Origin of the sequence: Mycetohabitans rhizoxinica HKI 454 (assembly GCF_000198775.1) — a bacterium.
GTDB lineage: Bacteria > Pseudomonadota > Gammaproteobacteria > Burkholderiales > Burkholderiaceae > Mycetohabitans > Mycetohabitans rhizoxinica.
Genome location: NC_014718.1, coordinates 641,795 through 659,598, shown reverse-complemented (window position 1 = coordinate 659,598; position 17,804 = coordinate 641,795). Strand labels below are relative to the sequence as shown.

The 17,804-nt window shown below is 57.0% G+C and carries 2 protein-coding genes; both read left to right on the top strand.

Annotated elements, in window-relative coordinates:
- Positions 1 to 13,557, top strand: coding sequence for an amino acid adenylation domain-containing protein (locus RBRH_RS21495; RefSeq protein WP_415878045.1), 13,557 nt, complete (start codon positions 1 to 3; stop codon positions 13,555 to 13,557).
- Positions 13,499 to 17,695, top strand: coding sequence for an amino acid adenylation domain-containing protein (locus RBRH_RS18140; RefSeq protein ID WP_232509412.1), 4,197 nt, complete (start codon positions 13,499 to 13,501; stop codon positions 17,693 to 17,695). The genes RBRH_RS21495 and RBRH_RS18140 overlap by 59 nt, the downstream gene beginning before the upstream one ends.
- Positions 17,696 to 17,804 lie beyond the last annotated feature (109 nt).

Genomic DNA, 17,804 nt, shown 5'->3' with positions numbered 1-17,804 from the left:
CTGGGCGTCAAGCCGGATGCGCGGGTGGCGATTTGTGTCGAGCGCTCGCCGGCGATGGTGGTAGGGCTATTGGCGATTATGAAGGCGGGCGGCGCGTATGTGCCGCTCGATCCCGCATATCCATCTGAGCGCCTCACGCATATTCTCGCCGATACCGCGCCGGCCATTGCGTTAGCGGATACGGCTGGCCAGTCTGCGCTGGGCGACACGGTTCTGGCCTCGTTAACCGTACTAGATCCCAACGTACTGCCAGAAAGAGCGGCCACCAATCCACAGGTACCTGAGCTGACTGCTCACCATCTTGCATATGTGATTTATACGTCCGGCTCGACCGGCACGCCGAAGGGCGTGATGGTCGAGCATGCTCAAATTGCTTATCTATTTGATGTCACCCAACTCAACGATGCACAGAAGGAAAATCAAGCGTCAATAAACCATCCAGTTTGGATGCAACAAGCTTATGGGCTAACGCCTGGCGATCGTGTCCTTCAAAAGGCACCTTTTACTTTCGATGTCTCTGTCTGGGAGTGCTTTTGCACATTGCTCAATGGCGCGACCCTCGTCGTGGCAGCGCCCGGTGTCCATAAGGATCCGTCTGCCTTAATGGAGTTGATGATCCGGCAGCGCATCACGACGGTTCATTTTGTGCCTTCCATGCTCGGCATGTTCCTCTCTACTGACGGTGCTCAGCGCTGCACGGCTGTAAAGCGCCTACTTTGCACGGGAGAAGCCCTCACGAGTACGCATGTCCGGCTTTGCCAGCGTCTTTTACCCCACGCACAACTGCATAACTTGTATGGCCCCACCGAAGCAACGATTGGTGTGGCCGCTTGGACTTGTCCAGCAGAGTATTCGGAGGACACTATTCCGATTGGTCGGCCCATTGCCAATAACCGACTTTACCTACTGGACAGACACGGTCAGCCGGTGCCGCTGGGTGCGACTGGCGAGTTGTACATCAGCGGTGCAAGTGTTGTGCGTGGTTACTTGAATGGACCTGACCTGACCGCCGAGCGCTTTTTGCTCGATCCGTTTAGCGATCGTGAGGGCGCTCGCATGTATAAAACGGGTGACTTGGCACGTTACCGACCTGACGGGAATTTGGAGTTTTTGGGACGCAATGATCACCAGGTCAAGATTCGAGGTCTTCGAATCGAGTTGGGCGAAATTAAAACATGCCTGGTTAGACATCCGCAGGTGCGAGAAGCTGTAGTGCTTGCGCTGGGTGAGGGAATTGACAAGCGGCTCGTCGCTTACGTCGTAGCCGAACCGGATCAACAGCTTGCCCATGCGTTGCGCGCGTATCTTACGGCCAGGCTGCCTGAATACATGGTGCCGGCCGCGTTCGTGCGGCTCGATGCGCTGCCGTTGACGCCCAACGGCAAGCTCGATCGACGTGCGCTACCCGAACCAGACGCAAGTGCGCTGGCGCAGCAAGCGTATGAAGCGCCGCAAGGCGAATTGGAGACCACGCTCGCGACGATTTGGACGGAGCTACTCGGGGTGGAGCGTGTGGGCCGGCATGACAGCTTCTTTGCGCTCGGGGGCCATTCGCTGCTGGTAGTGCGTTTAATGAACCGAGTAGGCGCGCTGCTAGGTGCTGACGTGCCGCTGACGTCCCTCTTTGCATCGCCAACGCTGGCCGCGTTCGCGGCGGTGGTGAGTGCGCAACTGAACCAGCAAACCAGTGCGCTGCCTGAGATCACGCCAATCTCGCGCGAAGGCGGCTTGCCGCTGTCGTTCGCGCAGCAACGGCTATGGTTCCTCGCGCAACTCGATGGGGTTAGTGGCACCTATCACATCCCGCTTGTCCTGCGTGTGCGTGGGCCTTTCGATCGGACTGCCTGGCAACAAGCGCTGGATGCCCTGCTCGCGCGTCACGAGGCATTGCGCTCGACGTTTGTCAGTGTCGACGGTCAGCCGCAGGTGCAGCTGTTGCCAGCCGGCACAGGCGTGCCGCTGCACGGGCATGATTTGCGTGGGGTGCCCGATGCCGACGCGCAGTTGTCGCGTTTAAGTGCCGATGAAGCGCGCGCGCCGTTCGATTTGACGCGCGGGCCGTTGATGCGCGCCTGCGTGATCCAATTGGCTGACGACGAGCACGTACTGGTGCTGACACAGCACCATATTGTGTCGGACGGTTGGTCGTTTGGCGTGCTGGTGTACGAGTTAAGCGCGCTGTACGCCGCGAACGTTGGGGCGCAAGCCGATCCGCTGCCAGCGCTGACGATCCAGTATCCAGATTACGCGGCCTGGCAGCGTCAGTGGCTGTCGGGTGAGCGGCTTCAAACGCAGAGCGACTACTGGCGTGCGACGCTGGCCGATGCGCCGGTACTGCTGGAGCTACCGACGGACCGGCCGCGCCCGGCGCAACAGTCGTTTGCTGGTGCACACGTGCCGGTGCAGATCGATGCATCGACCACGCAAGCGCTTAAGCGCTTAAGCGCTGAGCATGGCACGACGCTGTTTATGACGGTGCTTGCGGCTTGGAGCGCGGTGCTCGCGCGCCTGTCGGGCCAGGATGATTTGGTCATTGGTACGCCCAGTGCAAATCGGGGGCATGCCGCAATCGAGCCGTTGATCGGCTTTTTTGTCAATACGTTAGCGTTGCGTGTGAATTTGGAGGGCGAGCCGACGACGGCACAATTGCTCGAGCGCGTGCGGCGCACGACGTTGGACGCGCAGGCGCATCAAGACCTGCCGTTCGAGCAAGTGGTCGAGATCGTGCAGCCGATGCGCCGGCTCAATCACACGCCGCTGTTTCAAGTAATGTTCGCATGGCAGAGCAGTGAGACAGGACAGTGGCACCTACCCGGGTTGGAAGTCACGCCCGAAGAACTCAAATACGACATCGCTAGGTTCGACCTTGAGCTGCACCTGTATGAGGCAGGCGAGGAAATCATCGGATCGTTGCATTATGCGAGCGCGTTGTTTGACTCCGCGACGGTTGAACGGCACGTGGGATATCTGACGACGATGTTGCAGGCGATGGCGGCTTGCCCACAGCAACCGGTAGCAACATTTCAGATGCTGGGAGCGGATGAGCGTCAGTTGCTGCTTCAGACATGGAACGCGACGGCGACTCCCTACCCAGCCCACCAGTGCATTCATCAGTTGTTTGAGGCGCAAGTGCAGCGCAGCCCTGATGCCACTGCGCTGGTGTATGAAGAGCAGACACTGAGCTATGCGCAGTTGAATGCCCGGGCCAACCGCCTCGCGCATCGGCTCATTGAACTGGGCGTTAAGCCGGATGCCCGAGTGGCGATTTGCGTCGAACGTTCACCGGCGATGGTCGTAGGACTATTGGCGATTCTGAAAGCCGGTGGCGCGTATGTGCCGCTCGATCCCGCGTATCCATCCGAGCGCCTCGCGCATATTCTCGCCGATGCCGCACCCATGATCGTGCTGGCCGATGCGGTTGGCTGCGCCGTGCTGGGAGAGGTAGCGCTCGCGTCGTGCACGGTGATTGATCCAAATGAGCTGCCTTCCCTAGCGCATACCAATCCGTCTATTTCAGGCCTTACCGCCCGCGATCTTGCCTACGTGATTTACACGTCCGGCTCAACCGGCAAACCCAAGGGCGTCATGATCGAACATCGTAATGTGGTCAATTTCCTGGTTTCGATGTCTTCCTCTCCTGGCATGTCGAGTCACGACCGGTTGCTTGCCGTGACCAGTATTTCTTTTGATATTGCTGGATTAGAGCTTTACTTACCGATGAGCCACGGTGCGGCAGTCGTCATTGCTAGCCGTAGGGAAGTTACCGACCCGAGCATACTTCAAAAGCTTATTAAAGAACACGAAATTAGCTTGATGCAGGCCACGCCAGCGACTTGGCGGGTTCTTTTGGAGCAGTCAAAGCATATGCCGAGTCTGACGGCTCTATGCGGAGGGGAAGCATTACCGTCTAGTTTATCAATAAGGCTTCGCGACGCTACTAAAGTTACATGGAATTTGTACGGACCTACCGAGACTACCATTTGGTCTTCTATTTACTGTATTGCTGAGCATCAAGATGCGGTTGGGCCGACAACCCCTATTGGTAGGCCTATTGCGAATACGCAAATTTATCTACTTGATACGTATGGCCAGCCGGTGCCGTTGGGTGCGGTCGGAGAGCTATACATCGGTGGTGCCGGTGTCGCCCGTGGCTATTTGAACCGTCCAGAACTGACTGCTGAACGCTTTGTACCTAATCCGTTCTCGGATACTCCCGACGCACGCATGTATAAGACAGGAGACTTGGCCCGTTATCAGAACAGCGGTAATTTGAATTTTGTTAACCGTGCTGACCACCAAGTCAAGATACGTGGTTACCGGATTGAGCCGGGCGAAGTTGAAGCTGTACTGCAACGCCACCCTGCTGTAGCACAAGCTGCTGTTATCGCACGAGAGGACCGTTTCGGAGATAAAAATTTAGTCGGTTATGTTGTCCTTAGAAATATATCTATTGAATCCGATCCTGCAGCAGAAAAGCATCAAGTCAATGAATGGAAAAGTGTCTATGATGCTTATTACAGTAATGAGCAAGATTATCCTTTCGGCGAGGATTTTAGTGTTTGGAAGAGCAGCTACGATGGTCAACCGATTCCACTGGTGGATATGCAAGCGTGGCGCGCGAATGCGGTTGAGCGTATTCGTGAGTTGCAACCGCGGCGAGTGCTGGAGATTGGCGTAGGCACGGGACTGCTGCTTGCACACCTGGCGCCTCATTGTGAAGCGTATTGGGGCACGGATTTTTCTGCGCCTTCCATCGAGACATTACGCGCTCAGTTGGCGCAGCAGCCGGAACTGGCCTCCCATGTTCAACTGCGCACGCAGGCTGCGCATGTCACCGAGGGCTTACCCGCAGGGTATTTCGATACCGTTGTGATCAACTCGGTGGTGCAATATTTCCCCAGCGTCAGCTATTTAACGGATGTGCTCCGCCAAGCGATGGACCTGCTGGTGCCCGGCGGGAGCGTTTTCATCGGTGATGTGCGCAACCTTAGCCTGCTGAACTGTTTCACCACAGCGGTGCAGTTGCACCAAGCCGATTCGGCCACCGATGACAGGTCCAGCTTAGAGCGGCGTATCAAGCAAGCGCTACTTGCAGAAAAAGAGCTACTGCTAGCACCCGCCTTCTTCAGCGCACTGCTAGACAGGATTGACACGATTGCGGCGGTCGATATCGAACTCAAACGCAGCGACTACCATAATGAATTGAGCCGATATCGCTACGACGTGGTGTTGCGCAAAGGGCCCGTGAACACGTTGTCGCTTGCTCAAGCGCCACAGTTGCGTTGGGGACGAGGGGTCGTCGAGATGGATGCACTACAGACATTGCTTGCCACGGAGCGTCCCGCCCAGCTGCGCATCACGGGTGTGCCTAATGCGCGGCTAGCGCTGGAGATGGAGGCGATGCAGGCGCTTGAGCATAGCGATGATATCAGTCTGATTCAGCGTCAGCTCATGACCGGCAACGCGCAGGCGATTGGATTGGAACCGGAGGACTTCTCTGCATTAGGTGAATCGCTTGGCTACTGGGTCGGCACCACTTGGTCAGAGCATGATGTCCACGCCTGCTTGGATGTTGTATTCGTACAAGCCAGTGAGATGGCCCAAGCGGTGCCCACCGATGTGTACCTTCGGCCTTCGGACGACGATCAAACGTCACCGTTCCGCTATGCTAACCAACCGACCCGCTTCGATCCATTTGCAGACGTTCGCCGCTATGTGGCGACACAGTTGCCTGATTACATGGTGCCGGCCGCGTTCGTGCGCCTCGATGCGTTGCCCCTGACACCCAATGGCAAGCTCGATCGGTGCGCGTTGCCGGCGCCAGACGCCGACGCACTCGCGCATCAAGCGTATGAAGCACCGCAAGGCGAGTTGGAGACCACGCTCGCGACGATCTGGGCGGAGCTATTGGGCATCGAGCGTGTTAGCCGGCATGACAGCTTCTTTGCGCTCGGTGGCCATTCGCTGCTTGCGGTGCGGTTGATGAACCGGGTTAGGGCGCTGGGTGCCGAGATGCCACTAACGAGCTTATTCGCGTCGCCGACGCTGGCCGCGTTCGCGGCGGCGGTGAGCGCGCAGCTGAACCAATCAGTCAATGCATTGCCTGAGATCACACCGATCTCGCGCGAAGGCAGCTTGCCGTTGTCGTTCGCACAGCAGCGGCTATGGTTCCTCGCGCAACTCGATGAGGCAAGCGCTAACTACCATATCCCACTTGTACTGCGTATGCGCGGGCCTTTCGATCGGGCAGCATGGCAACAAGCGCTGGATGCCCTGTTCGTGCGACACGAAGTGCTGCGCTCGACATTTGTGAATATCGAGGGTCAGCCGCAGGTGCAGCTGTTGCCGGCTGACACGGGCGTGCCGCTGCGCTGGCATGATCTGCGTGAGGTGCCCGATGCCGACGCGCAGCTGTCGCGTTTGACCGCCGATGAAGCGCGCACGCCGTTCGATCTGGCGTGCGGGCCGCTGATGCGCGCATGCGTGATCCAATTGGCCGACGACGAACACGTACTGATGCTGACAAAGCACCATATTGTGTCGGACGGCTGGTCGTTTGGCGTGTTGGTGCGCGAGTTGAGCACGCTGTATGCGGCCAGCGTTGGAGCCCAAGCTGATTCATTGCCGCCGCTGGCAATCCAGTATCTGGATTACGCGGCTTGGCAGCGTCAATGGCTGTCCGGGGAGCGGCTTCAAACGCAGAGCGACTACTGGCGTGCGACGCTGGCCGATGCGCCGGTGCTGCTGGAACTACCGACGGACCGGCCGCGCCCGGCGCAACAGTCGTTTGCTGGTGCACACGTGCCGGTGCAGATCGATGCATCGACCACGCAAGCGCTTAAGCGCTTAAGCGCTGAGCATGGCACGACGCTGTTTATGACGGTGCTTACCGCTTGGAGCGCGGTGCTCGCGCGCTTGTCAGGCCAGGATGATTTGGTCATTGGCACGCCCAGTGCCAACCGGGGACATGCCGCGATCGAGCCGTTGATTGGCTTCTTTGTCAATACGCTGGCGTTGCGTGTCGACTTATCTGGCGAGCCCAATACGAGCGAACTGCTTAAGCGCGTGCGGTGTACGACGCTGGACGCGCAGGCGCATCAAGATCTGCCGTTTGAGCAAGTGGTCGAGATCGTGCAACCGCCGCGTCGATTGAATCATACGCCGCTGTTTCAAGTGATGTTTGCGTGGCAGAGCAACGAGATAGGGCAATGGAGCTTACCCGAGCTGGATGTCAAGCCTGGCGAGCTTGAGTACGACATGGTCAGGTTCGACTTGGAAATGCATCTGTATGAGGCGGGTGAACAGATTACCGGGTCGTTACATTATGCGAGCGCGCTGTTTGACCCCACGACGATCGAGCGGCACGTAGGGTATCTGAAGACGATGTTGCAGGCGATGGCCACCTGCCCACAGCAACCGGTGGCAACACTGCAGATGCTGGGTCCGGATGAGCGTCAGTTGCTGCTTCAGACGTGGAACGCGACGCAGCGCGAGTATCCGTCACACCAGTGTGTGCAGCAGTTATTCGAAGAGCAGGTGGCGCGCACACCCGAGACGACGGCGCTGGTGTATAAGGACCAGGTGCTTAGCTATGCGCAGCTCAATGCAGAGGCCAACCGCCTCGCGCATCGGCTCGTCGATCTGGGCGTTGAACCCGGGCACTACGTGGCCACGCTGCTTGAGCGCTCGATTGATTTGGTGGTGGCGCAGTTGGCCATTCTCAAGGCAGGGGCAGCTTACGTACCGATTGATCCTCGTGCTCCCACGGAGCGGCAAAGCTGGGTCATGAGCGATTGTGCAGCGCAGTTGTTGCTCACCAATGCGCACACCGAAGTTGCGGCTACGCGGCCCACAGCGCTATTGCGTCTGGACTTATCAGATAAAGCGCAAACCGAGCACTTTCCAACGACGTGTCCACAACCGGCCGGCCGCAGTGTTGATACGGCTTATGTGATGTACACGTCTGGCTCCACCGGCATGCCCAAGGGTGTGCTGGTGCCGCATCGAGCGATCGCGCGGCTAGTGATCAACAATGGCTATGTTGACGTTGGAGCGGATGATCGCATCGCATTTGCGGCCAATCCGGCTTTTGACGCGAGCACCTTTGAAGTCTGGGCGCCGTTATTAAATGGCGCGGCGGCTGTCGTGATGGATCATGACACGGTGCTGACTCCAGCGCTGTTTGCGCAAACCCTGCGCGAACAGCGCATCAGTGTTTTGTGGTTGACCGTGGGTTTGTTCAATCAAATGGCCGTGGAATTGGGCCCAGTCTTTACCCAACTCAAGGCCTTGATTGTCGGAGGTGATGCACTAGATGCGAGCGTGGTGGGGCAAGTGCTGCGAGAGAGGCCGCCTCAGCAATTGATCAACGGTTATGGTCCGACCGAGAGCACTACATTTGCGACGACTTATAGGATCACTGCGGTGCCCAAGGGCAACGTCAATATCCCGATTGGGCGGCCGATTGCGAACACCCAAGTTTATCTGCTCGATGCGCACGGCCAGCCGGTGCCGCTCGGTGCGGTTGGCGAGTTGTACATTGGTGGTGCGGGAGTCGCGCATGGCTATTTGAACCGCCCGGAGCTGAGCGCCGAGCGCTTTGTGCGCGATCCGTTCACAGATACGCCTGATGCGCGGATGTATAAGACAGGCGATTTAGCGCGTTACTTGCCCGATGGCAACTTGGAGTTTGTCGGGCGCAACGATGAGCAAGTGAAGATTCGCGGCTTTCGCATTGAGCCCGGTGAGATCGAGGCGTGCCTGGTGCAACATGAGCAGGTGCGCGATGCGGTGGTGCTTGTGCGGGGTGAGAGCATTAATAAGCGGCTTGTCGCGTATGTGGTGGCCGAGCCGAATGAGGTGCTGGTCAGCGAGCTGCGCACGCATGTGGCTGCTCGTTTGCCCGAGTATATGGTGCCGGCTGCATTTGTGCGGTTGGATGCGTTGCCCTTGACGCCCAATGGCAAGCTGGATCGACGTGCGTTACCTGAGCCAGATGCTGGTGCACTCGCGCATCATGTCTATGAAGCGCCGCGAGGCCAATTGGAGACCACGCTGGCTCAAATCTGGGCCGAATTGCTCGAGGTGGAGCGTGTGGGTCGGCACGACAGCTTTTTTGCACTCGGGGGCCATTCGCTACTGGCGGTGCAACTCATCGAGCGTCTGAGGCGTCGGGGTTTAGGGTTGTCCGTGCGTGCATTATTTGACATGCCGACGTTAAGTGCGCTGGCTCAATCATTGGGCCAGCACCGTGAAGTGATTGTGCCGCCCAATGCAATTACTCTTGACACTACTACGCTGACGCCGCAGATGCTGCCACTTATTGACCTGACTCAAGCCGACATTGACCGCATTGTCGAGCAAGTGCCGGGCGGGGTGGCAAACATCCAAGACATTTATGCACTGTCACCGCTGCAGGACGGTATTTTGTTTCATCATCTGCTGGCCGCCGACGGTGATCCCTATCTGCTGTTTTTTCAGAAGGTCTTTGCCGATCGGAAAAAGCTGGATTGCTATCTCGATGCAGTTCAGCAGGTTGTGAACCGCCACGATATTTTGCGTACAGCATTTATTTGGGAGGATATATCTACGCCTGCACAGGTCGTTTGGCGTGATGCGCCGTTATGGATTATGGAGCTTACGCTAGATCCGGCCGAGGGGCCGATCCTCAAGCAATTGACCGAGCGCTTTAACACCCGCCGATATCGCATCGATCTGACACAAGCGCCATTAATGCATTTCGTCATTGCGCGAGACAGTGATGGCCGCTGGCTATTAGTCGAATTGGTTCATCATTTAATCAATGATCATTCGACACTGGAGGTCATGAATAAAGAAGTGCAAATTTTTATTGATGGTCGGGGCGACACATTGCCGCCGGCTCAGCCGTTCCGTAACTCGATTGTACAAGCGCGACTGGGCATGAGTGAAGAGGAGCATGTATGCTTCTTTACCGACATGTTGGCTAACGTGGATAAGCCTACGCTACCGTTCGGATTAGCCGATGTACATTGCGATGGCAGCCAAATTACCGAGGCGCATCGAGCGCTGCCGCAAGAGTTGAATGATCGGCTGCGCGCGCAGGCTAGGCGCTTGGGTGTGAGCCTGGCCAGTTTATGCCATTTGGCCTGGGCGCAAGTGCTTGCGCGCGTGAGCGGACAGCAGCAAGTGGTATTTGGCACGGTGCTGTTTGGACGAATGCAGGCCGGTGACGGGGCAGACAGCGCGATGGGACTGTTCGTTAATACTTTGCCAATGCGTGTGGATTTGCATAGTCATGCTGAGTACAGCGTGCGAGACACGCACGCACGTTTAGCTGCGCTACTCGAGCACGAGCATGCTTCGTTAGCACTCGCGCAGCGTTGCAGTGGGGTGCCGGCTGGCATGCCATTGTTTAGTGCATTGTTCAATTATCGACATAATGCAATGCCTTTGGCTGAAAGCCCAACGATAGACGGCGTTGAATTGTTAAGCGCAGAAGAACGGACCAATTATCCGGTCACGTTGTCGATAAACGATTTTCAGCAAGCCTTAAGCTTGAGCTGCCAAGTGGTACAGCCAATCGACCCAAATCGTGTGTGCGGGTATATGCAGCGGGCACTGGAAAGCCTCGTCGAAGCACTCGAGCATGCGCATGACAAACCGGTTCAGCAACTGGAGGTGATGCCAGAAGACGAACGAACTTTGCTGCTCGAAACTTGGAATATGACGCAGCGCGATTATCCGTCGCATCGGTGCGTGTACCAGTTGTTCGAAGAGCAGGTAGCTACAACACCTGAAGCCATTGCAATTATCTTTAAAGAACAAAGCATTAGTTACGCGGAGCTGAATGCTCAGGCAAACCGTCTGGCTCATCGGCTGATCCGGCTGGGGGTGGTAGCGCAGACGCCCGTGGCAGTGTTGATGCAGCGTTCGCCCGAGCGCGTGGTCGCAGCGCTGGCCGTCATCAAAGCCGGCGGCGTCTATATGCCACTGAACGAGCAATGGCCTGATACTCGGCTGCACACGTTATTGAGTGAGACGCGCGCGCCCATTGTACTGACTGATCACGCCTTGCAAGCGCGCTGCGCTGCGCTAAGTACCCACGTCATTGTCGTCGATGCCGATGCGTCACTCGATGATGAGCCAAGTGATAACCCCGCTGTGGTTTGCTCGCCCGAGCAACTGGCGTATTTGATGTACACGTCGGGTTCGACCGGCCAACCCAAAGGCGTGGCCATTGTGCATCGCACAGTACGCTATATGGCCCTGGACCGGCGTTTGTCCGAAGTGCGAGATTGTGTACTGCTGCATTCGTCGCACGCCTTTGATGTCTCCATGTATGAGCTGTGGACGCCGCTGCTCTGTGGTGGCCAAGTAGTCATTGTGCCGCCGGGCGAGTTGGATGTGCGAGTGCTGCAAGAGACCATCCGAGCGCATCAGGTAAGCGCGCTGTGGTTGACCGCGGGGCTGTTTCAGGTCATGGCTGAAGGTGACTTGAGCTATCTGCGCAGTGTACGTCAGCTGACGGTGGGTGGGGATATTGTCTCGTCCGCGGCGGCGCAGCGCGTGCTCGAGCACTGTCCCGCACTGCGCTTGATCAATGGGTATGGGCCTACTGAGACAACCATTGCTACGGGCCATCTGCTCGAGGGGCCGTATCAAGCGCAAGCGTCTATTCCGATAGGCACGCCACTGGATAACGCTAGAGCCTACGTGCTAGACGCATGCTTGCGTCCGGTGCCGGTTGGCGTAGTGGGGGAATTGTATATAGCCGGTGAGGGCGTGGCCAGGGGGTACTTCAACCGACCGGGGTTGAGCGCCGAGCGTTTCATCGCTAACCCGTTCGATGCGAGCGGTACGCGGGTGTACCGAACGGGCGATCTGGCGTACTGGCGCTCGGATGGCGCGCTGGAGTTTATCGGCCGGGCGGACCAGCAGGTTAAGGTTCGGGGCTTTCGGGTGGAGTTGGGTGAGATTGAGGCGGTGCTTCAGCATCACCCGGCCGTCGCGCAGGCTGCGGTGATTGCTCGAGAGGATCAGGGCGGGAGCCAACAACTGGTTGGCTATATCGTGCTTGACCAAGTGCCTGTCGAGCGAGACTTTGCGACGGAGGCGGAGCAAGTCGAAGCATGGCAGAAGGTCTACGATACGTACTATAAAGACGACGCGGACTATGCATTTGGTGAAAACTTTAATATCTGGAAGAGCAGCTACGATGGTCAGCCGATTCCGTTGTCGGACATGCAAGCGTGGCGCGCGGATGCGGTCGCACGGATTCGTGAGTTGCAACCGCGGCGGGTGCTGGAGATTGGCGTAGGCACGGGACTGCTGCTCGCGCACCTAGCACCTCATTGTGAAGTGTATTGGGGCACGGATTTTTCTGCACCCTCCATCGAGACATTGCGCACTCAGTTGGCGCAGCGACCTGAACTGGCTTCACACGTTCAATTGCGCACACAGGCTGCGCATGTCACTGAAGGCTTACCCACAGACTATTTCGATACCATCGTGATTAACTCGGTGGTGCAATATTTCCCCAGTGCCAGCTATTTAATGGATGTAGTCCGCCAAGCGATGGAGCTGCTTGTGCCCGGTGGGAGCGTTTTCATCGGGGACGTGCGTAACCTTAGTTTGCTGAACTGTTTTACCACCGCGGTGCAGTTGCACCAAGCCGATTCGGCCACTGATGATAGGTCTAGCTTAGGGCGACGTATCAAGCAAGCGCTGCTTGCAGAAAAAGAGCTGATGCTAGCGCCGGCCTTTTTTAGCGCACTGCCCAATAGGGTCGACACCATTGCGGCGGTCGATATCGAGCTCAAGCGCGGTGACTACCATAATGAATTGAGCCGCTATCGCTACGACGTAGTGCTGCGCAAAGGCCCCGTCAACACCTTGTCGCTCGCTCAAGCGCCGCAGCTGCGGTGGGGACAAGGGGTAGTCGAGATTGATACACTACAGACATTGCTCGCGACGGAGCGTCCCGCCCAGCTGCGCATCACGGGTGTGCCTAATGCACGGTTAGCGCTGGAGATAGAGGCGATGCAAGCGCTTGAAAATGGCGATGACATCAGCGCCATTAAGCGTCAGCTCATCACCGGCAATGCGCAGGCGATTGGATTGGAACCGGAGGATTTCTCTGCGTTGGGTGAGTCGCTTGGCTACTGGGTGGGTAGCACGTGGTCAGAACATGATGCTCATGCCTGCATGGACATTGTGTTCGTGAAAGCCAGTGAGATGGCCCAAGCCATGCCCACTGCTGTCTACCTGCCGCCCTCAGACGATGGCCAATCGTCATTGTTTAACTACGCGAATCAACCGGCCAGCTTCGATCAATTTGCTGACGTTCGCCGCTATGTGGCGACACAGCTGCCTGATTACATGGTGCCGGCTGCATTCGTGCGCCTGGATGCGCTGCCGCTCACACCCAATGGTAAGCTCGATCGGCGTGCGCTACCCGCGCCCGATGACGACGCACTTGCGCATCAAGCGTATGAAGCGCCGCGCAGGCGAGCTAGAGATGACGCTTGCGACAATCTGGACGGAGTTGCTCGGTGTCGAGTGTGTCGGTCGGCATGACAGTTTCTTTGCGCTCGGTGGCCATTCGCTGCTGGCAGTGCGCTTGATGAACCGGGTCAGGGCACTCGGTGCTGAGATGCCGCTGACGAGCCTATTTGCGTCGCCGACGCTGGCTGCGTTTGCGGCGGCGGTGAGTGCGCAACTGAACCAGCAAACCAGTGCGCTGCCTGAGATTACGCCGGTCTCGCGCGAAGGCGACTTGCCGCTGTCGTTCGCGCAGCAACGGCTTTGGTTTCTCGCACAGCTCGACGGCGTCAGCGATACTTATCACATGCCGTTTGCGCTGCGTGTGCGCGGGCCTTTCGATCGGGCTGCGTGGCAACAGGCATTGAATGCGCTCTTCGCTCGCCATGAAGCGTTGCGCTCGACGTTTGTGAGCGTTGATGGTCAGCCGCAGGTGCGGCTATTGCCGGCCGACACGGGCGTGCCATTGCACTGGCACGATCTGCGTGGGGTACCCGATGCTGACGTGCAGCTGGCACGTCTAAGTCACAGCGAAGCGCGTGCACCGTTCGATCTGGTGCACGGGCCGTTGATCCGCTCGTGTGGTATCCAATTAACCGACGACGAACACGTACTGCTGCTCACAAAGCACCATATCGTGTCGGACGGTTGGTCGATTGGCGTGCTGGTGCGCGAGCTCAGCGCGCTGTATGCAACGCGCGTCGGGGCGCCAGCCGAGCCCCTACCCGCGCTGGCGATTCAGTATCCGGATTACGCGGCCTGGCAACGCCAGTGGCTGTCGGGCGAGCGACTGGAAGATCAGAGTGACTACTGGCGCGCGACACTGGCCGACGCCCCCGTGCTGCTGGAGTTGCCAACCGACCGACCGCGTCCGGCGCAGCAATCGTTTGCCGGTGCACACGTGCCGGTGCAGATTGATGCACAAACCACGCGTGTGCTGAAGCAGCTAAGCGCTGAACACGGCACGACGCTATTTATGACAGTGCTCGCGGCGTGGAGTGCGGTGCTCGCGCGCTTGTCGGGCCAAGATGATCTAGTCATTGGCACGCCCAGTGCGAACCGGGGGCACCGTGAGATCGAGCCGTTGATTGGCTTTTTTGTCAATACGCTGGCGTTGCGCGTGGATTTGTCCGGCGAGCCCAATACAAGCGAACTGCTTAAGCGCGTGCGACGTACGACGTTGGATGCGCAGGCACATCAAGATCTGCCGTTCGAGCAGGTCGTTGAGATCGTGCAGCCGCCGCGCCGGCTCAATCACACGCCGCTGTTTCAAGTGTTGTTCGCGTGGCAGAGCAATGAAATAGGGCAGTGGCGCTTACCCGGACTGGATGTCACGTCTGCCAACCTCGATTACGACATGGTCCGGTTTGACCTAGAAATGCACCTGTATGAAGCAGGCGACGAAATTATCGGGGCATTGTGCTATGCGAGTGCGTTGTTTGACCCCGCGACGATTGAGCGGCACGTTGGATATCTGACGACGATGTTGCAGGCGATGGCGGCTTGCTCACAGCAACCGGTGGCGACGCTTCAGATGCTGGGAGCGGATGAGCGTCAGCTGCTGCTTCAGACATGGAATGCGACGACGGCTCCCTACCCAGCCTACCAGTGCGTTCATCAGCTGTTCGAGGCACAGGTGGAGCGTAGCCCCGATGCTACTGCGCTGGTGTACGAAGCGCAGACACTAAGCTATGCGCAATTGAACGCACGAGCCAACTGCCTCGCGCATCGGCTTATTGAATTGGGCGCCAAGCCGGATGCCCGAGTGGCGATTTGCGTCGAGCGCTCACCGGCGATGGTCGTGGGGCTATTGGCGATCATGAAAGCGGGCGGCGCTTGTGTGCCACTTGATCCCGCGTATCCGTGCGAGCGCCTCGCGCATATTCTGAATGATGCAGCACCAACGATCCTACTAGCTGATGCAACGGGTAGAGCCACGTTGGGGGAAGCGGCGCTTGCGTGCCGAAGCGTACTTGAGCTGGATGTACCGCTCGATCAAGCTGCACCCAACCCACGGGTAGCCGAACTGACGCCTCGCCATCTGGCGTATGTCATTTACACGTCTGGCTCCACCGGCACACCGAAGGGCGTGATGATCGAACACGTTCAAATCACACGCTTATTCGAGGTGACAAAGTCCAAGGGCATCTCAAATGAAGATCAGGTGCTGATTGACCGGCAACGAGGTTATAGTCTGACGCCCGCTGACCGCGTTCTCCAAAAAGCACCCTTTAACTTCGATGTATCAATTTGGGAGTTCTTTTGGACGTTGCTCAATGGCGCGACCCTTGTCGTAGCCGCCCCCGATGCTCATAAAGAGCCTGTCGCTTTGATCGATCTCATTGCCCGGCAGCGCATCACGACGGTTCACTTTGTGCCTTCCATGCTGAGTATTTTCTTGGATACGGAAGGCGTTCAGCGCTGCACATCCGTGAAACATTTAATTTGCGGTGGTGAGGCACTGTCCGGCGTAACCGCCCGGTTGTGTCAAACGCTGCTGCCCGACGTGCAAGTGCACAACCTGTATGGGCCAGCTGAAAATCCCATTGGTACAACGTTTTGGACGTGTCCAGCAGCATGCGCAGAAGACACTATCCCAATTGGGCGGCCCATCGCGAACACGCAGGTCTACTTGCTTGATGTGCACGGCCAGCCGGTGCCACTCGGTACGGTTGGGGAGTTATATCTCAGCGGAGTCGGTGTCGCCCGTGGCTATTTGAACCGTCCCGAGTTGACGGCTGAGCGCTTCGTACCTAATCCGTTCTCGGACGCACCCGATGCACGCATGTACAAAACGGGCGATTTGGCTCGTTACCGACCCGATGGCAATCTGGAATACCTAGGCCGCAATGATGAGCAGGTCAAAATTCGGGGCTTTCGCATTGAGCCGGGCGAAATCAAGGCGTCTCTTGTGCAACACCCGCAGGTACGTGATGCGGTGGTGCTCGTGCGAGGTGAGGGCATTGATAAGCAGCTTGTTGCATATGTGGTAGCCGACGCCGATGAAAAGTTGGTGGATACGTTGCGTGCGCATGTGGCCGCTAGCTTGCCCGACTATATGGTGCCGGTTGCATTTGTGCGCTTGGATGTTTTGCCACTCACGCCGAATGGCAAGCTTGATCGACGCGCGCTGCCTGAACCAGATTTGGCACCAACCCAATATCGCATTCCTCGTACGCCACATGAACAGACATTGGCGGAACTTTTCACAGAAGTGCTGAACTTGCCTCGCGTAGGCATTGACGACAGTTTTTTTGACTTAGGTGGTCATTCTTTGTTGGCCATGCGTTTGATCGATCGTATTCGCAAGGTGTTAAAGGTTGACCTTACCATTCGCACGGTATTTGAAGCACCCACTGTCGCCGGTTTAGCACAACGTTTGGCCCAGCTCAATGGTGTTCAAGAAAGTTCGTTTTCTGTTTTGCTTCCTCTCAAGCCTAAAGGCAGTCGTCCTCCTCTTTTCTGCATGCATCCTGGATTCGGTTTGAGCTGGAGCTACATTAGCCTGTCAAGTTTTTTAGACAGTGACCAGCCCCTCTATGGAGTGCAAGCCCGTGGGTTTGACGGCGCAAGGCCACTTCCGTCTACCATTAATGACATGGTGTCAGACTACTTAGAGCAAATTCGCCAAATCCAGCCAGAAGGACCTTACTACCTGTTAGGGTGGAGCTTGGGAGGCATAGTCGCGCATAGCATGGCCGTCCAACTTGAGCAGCAAGGTGAAAAGGTGGCGTTGTTAGCTTTACTAGATAGTCGGCCAGGATCGTATTTTGTAAACAAAGAAGGCGAAATTGACCAGGAAATGGTGAATGCTGCCCTTGCCGATCACTACGGTGATGAGTTTATTAAATCCATGAGTAAAGAATTCTTGGAAAATGCTTATGAAATTGCAAAAAATAATCCACGAATTTTAAAAGATTTTTGTCCGGCGGTGTACGCTGGTAATGCGGTATTCTTTCGAGCTACCCGAACAGAGGTTGAAGATGATGTACTAATTTCTCCTGATGTGTGGAAGCCCTACGTGCTTGGAAATATAGAAGTTTATGATGTGCACTGTAGTCACGGAGAAATGCTCAGGCAGGAACCAGCGACTGTAATTGGCGAAATTTTAGCTCGTAAGTTGAATGAGCCGGTGGATAAACATATCCAAGGAGAGACTGATGCAGTGCAGTAGGTCTTTACGGAATATTAGGTCGTTTAAAACTATCCAGGGAGTGTATCGGGGCTGTCTAACTAGTCCCGATGATGAGGCTAGCATGAAAAAGCATGGCACATAAATTTTG

What these genes read in the sequence shown, in the direction of transcription:
- RBRH_RS18140 (WP_232509412.1), top strand. Translation starts at nt 13,499, where the DNA reads ATGACGCTTGCGACAATCTGGACGGAGTTGCTCGGTGTCGAGTGTGTC.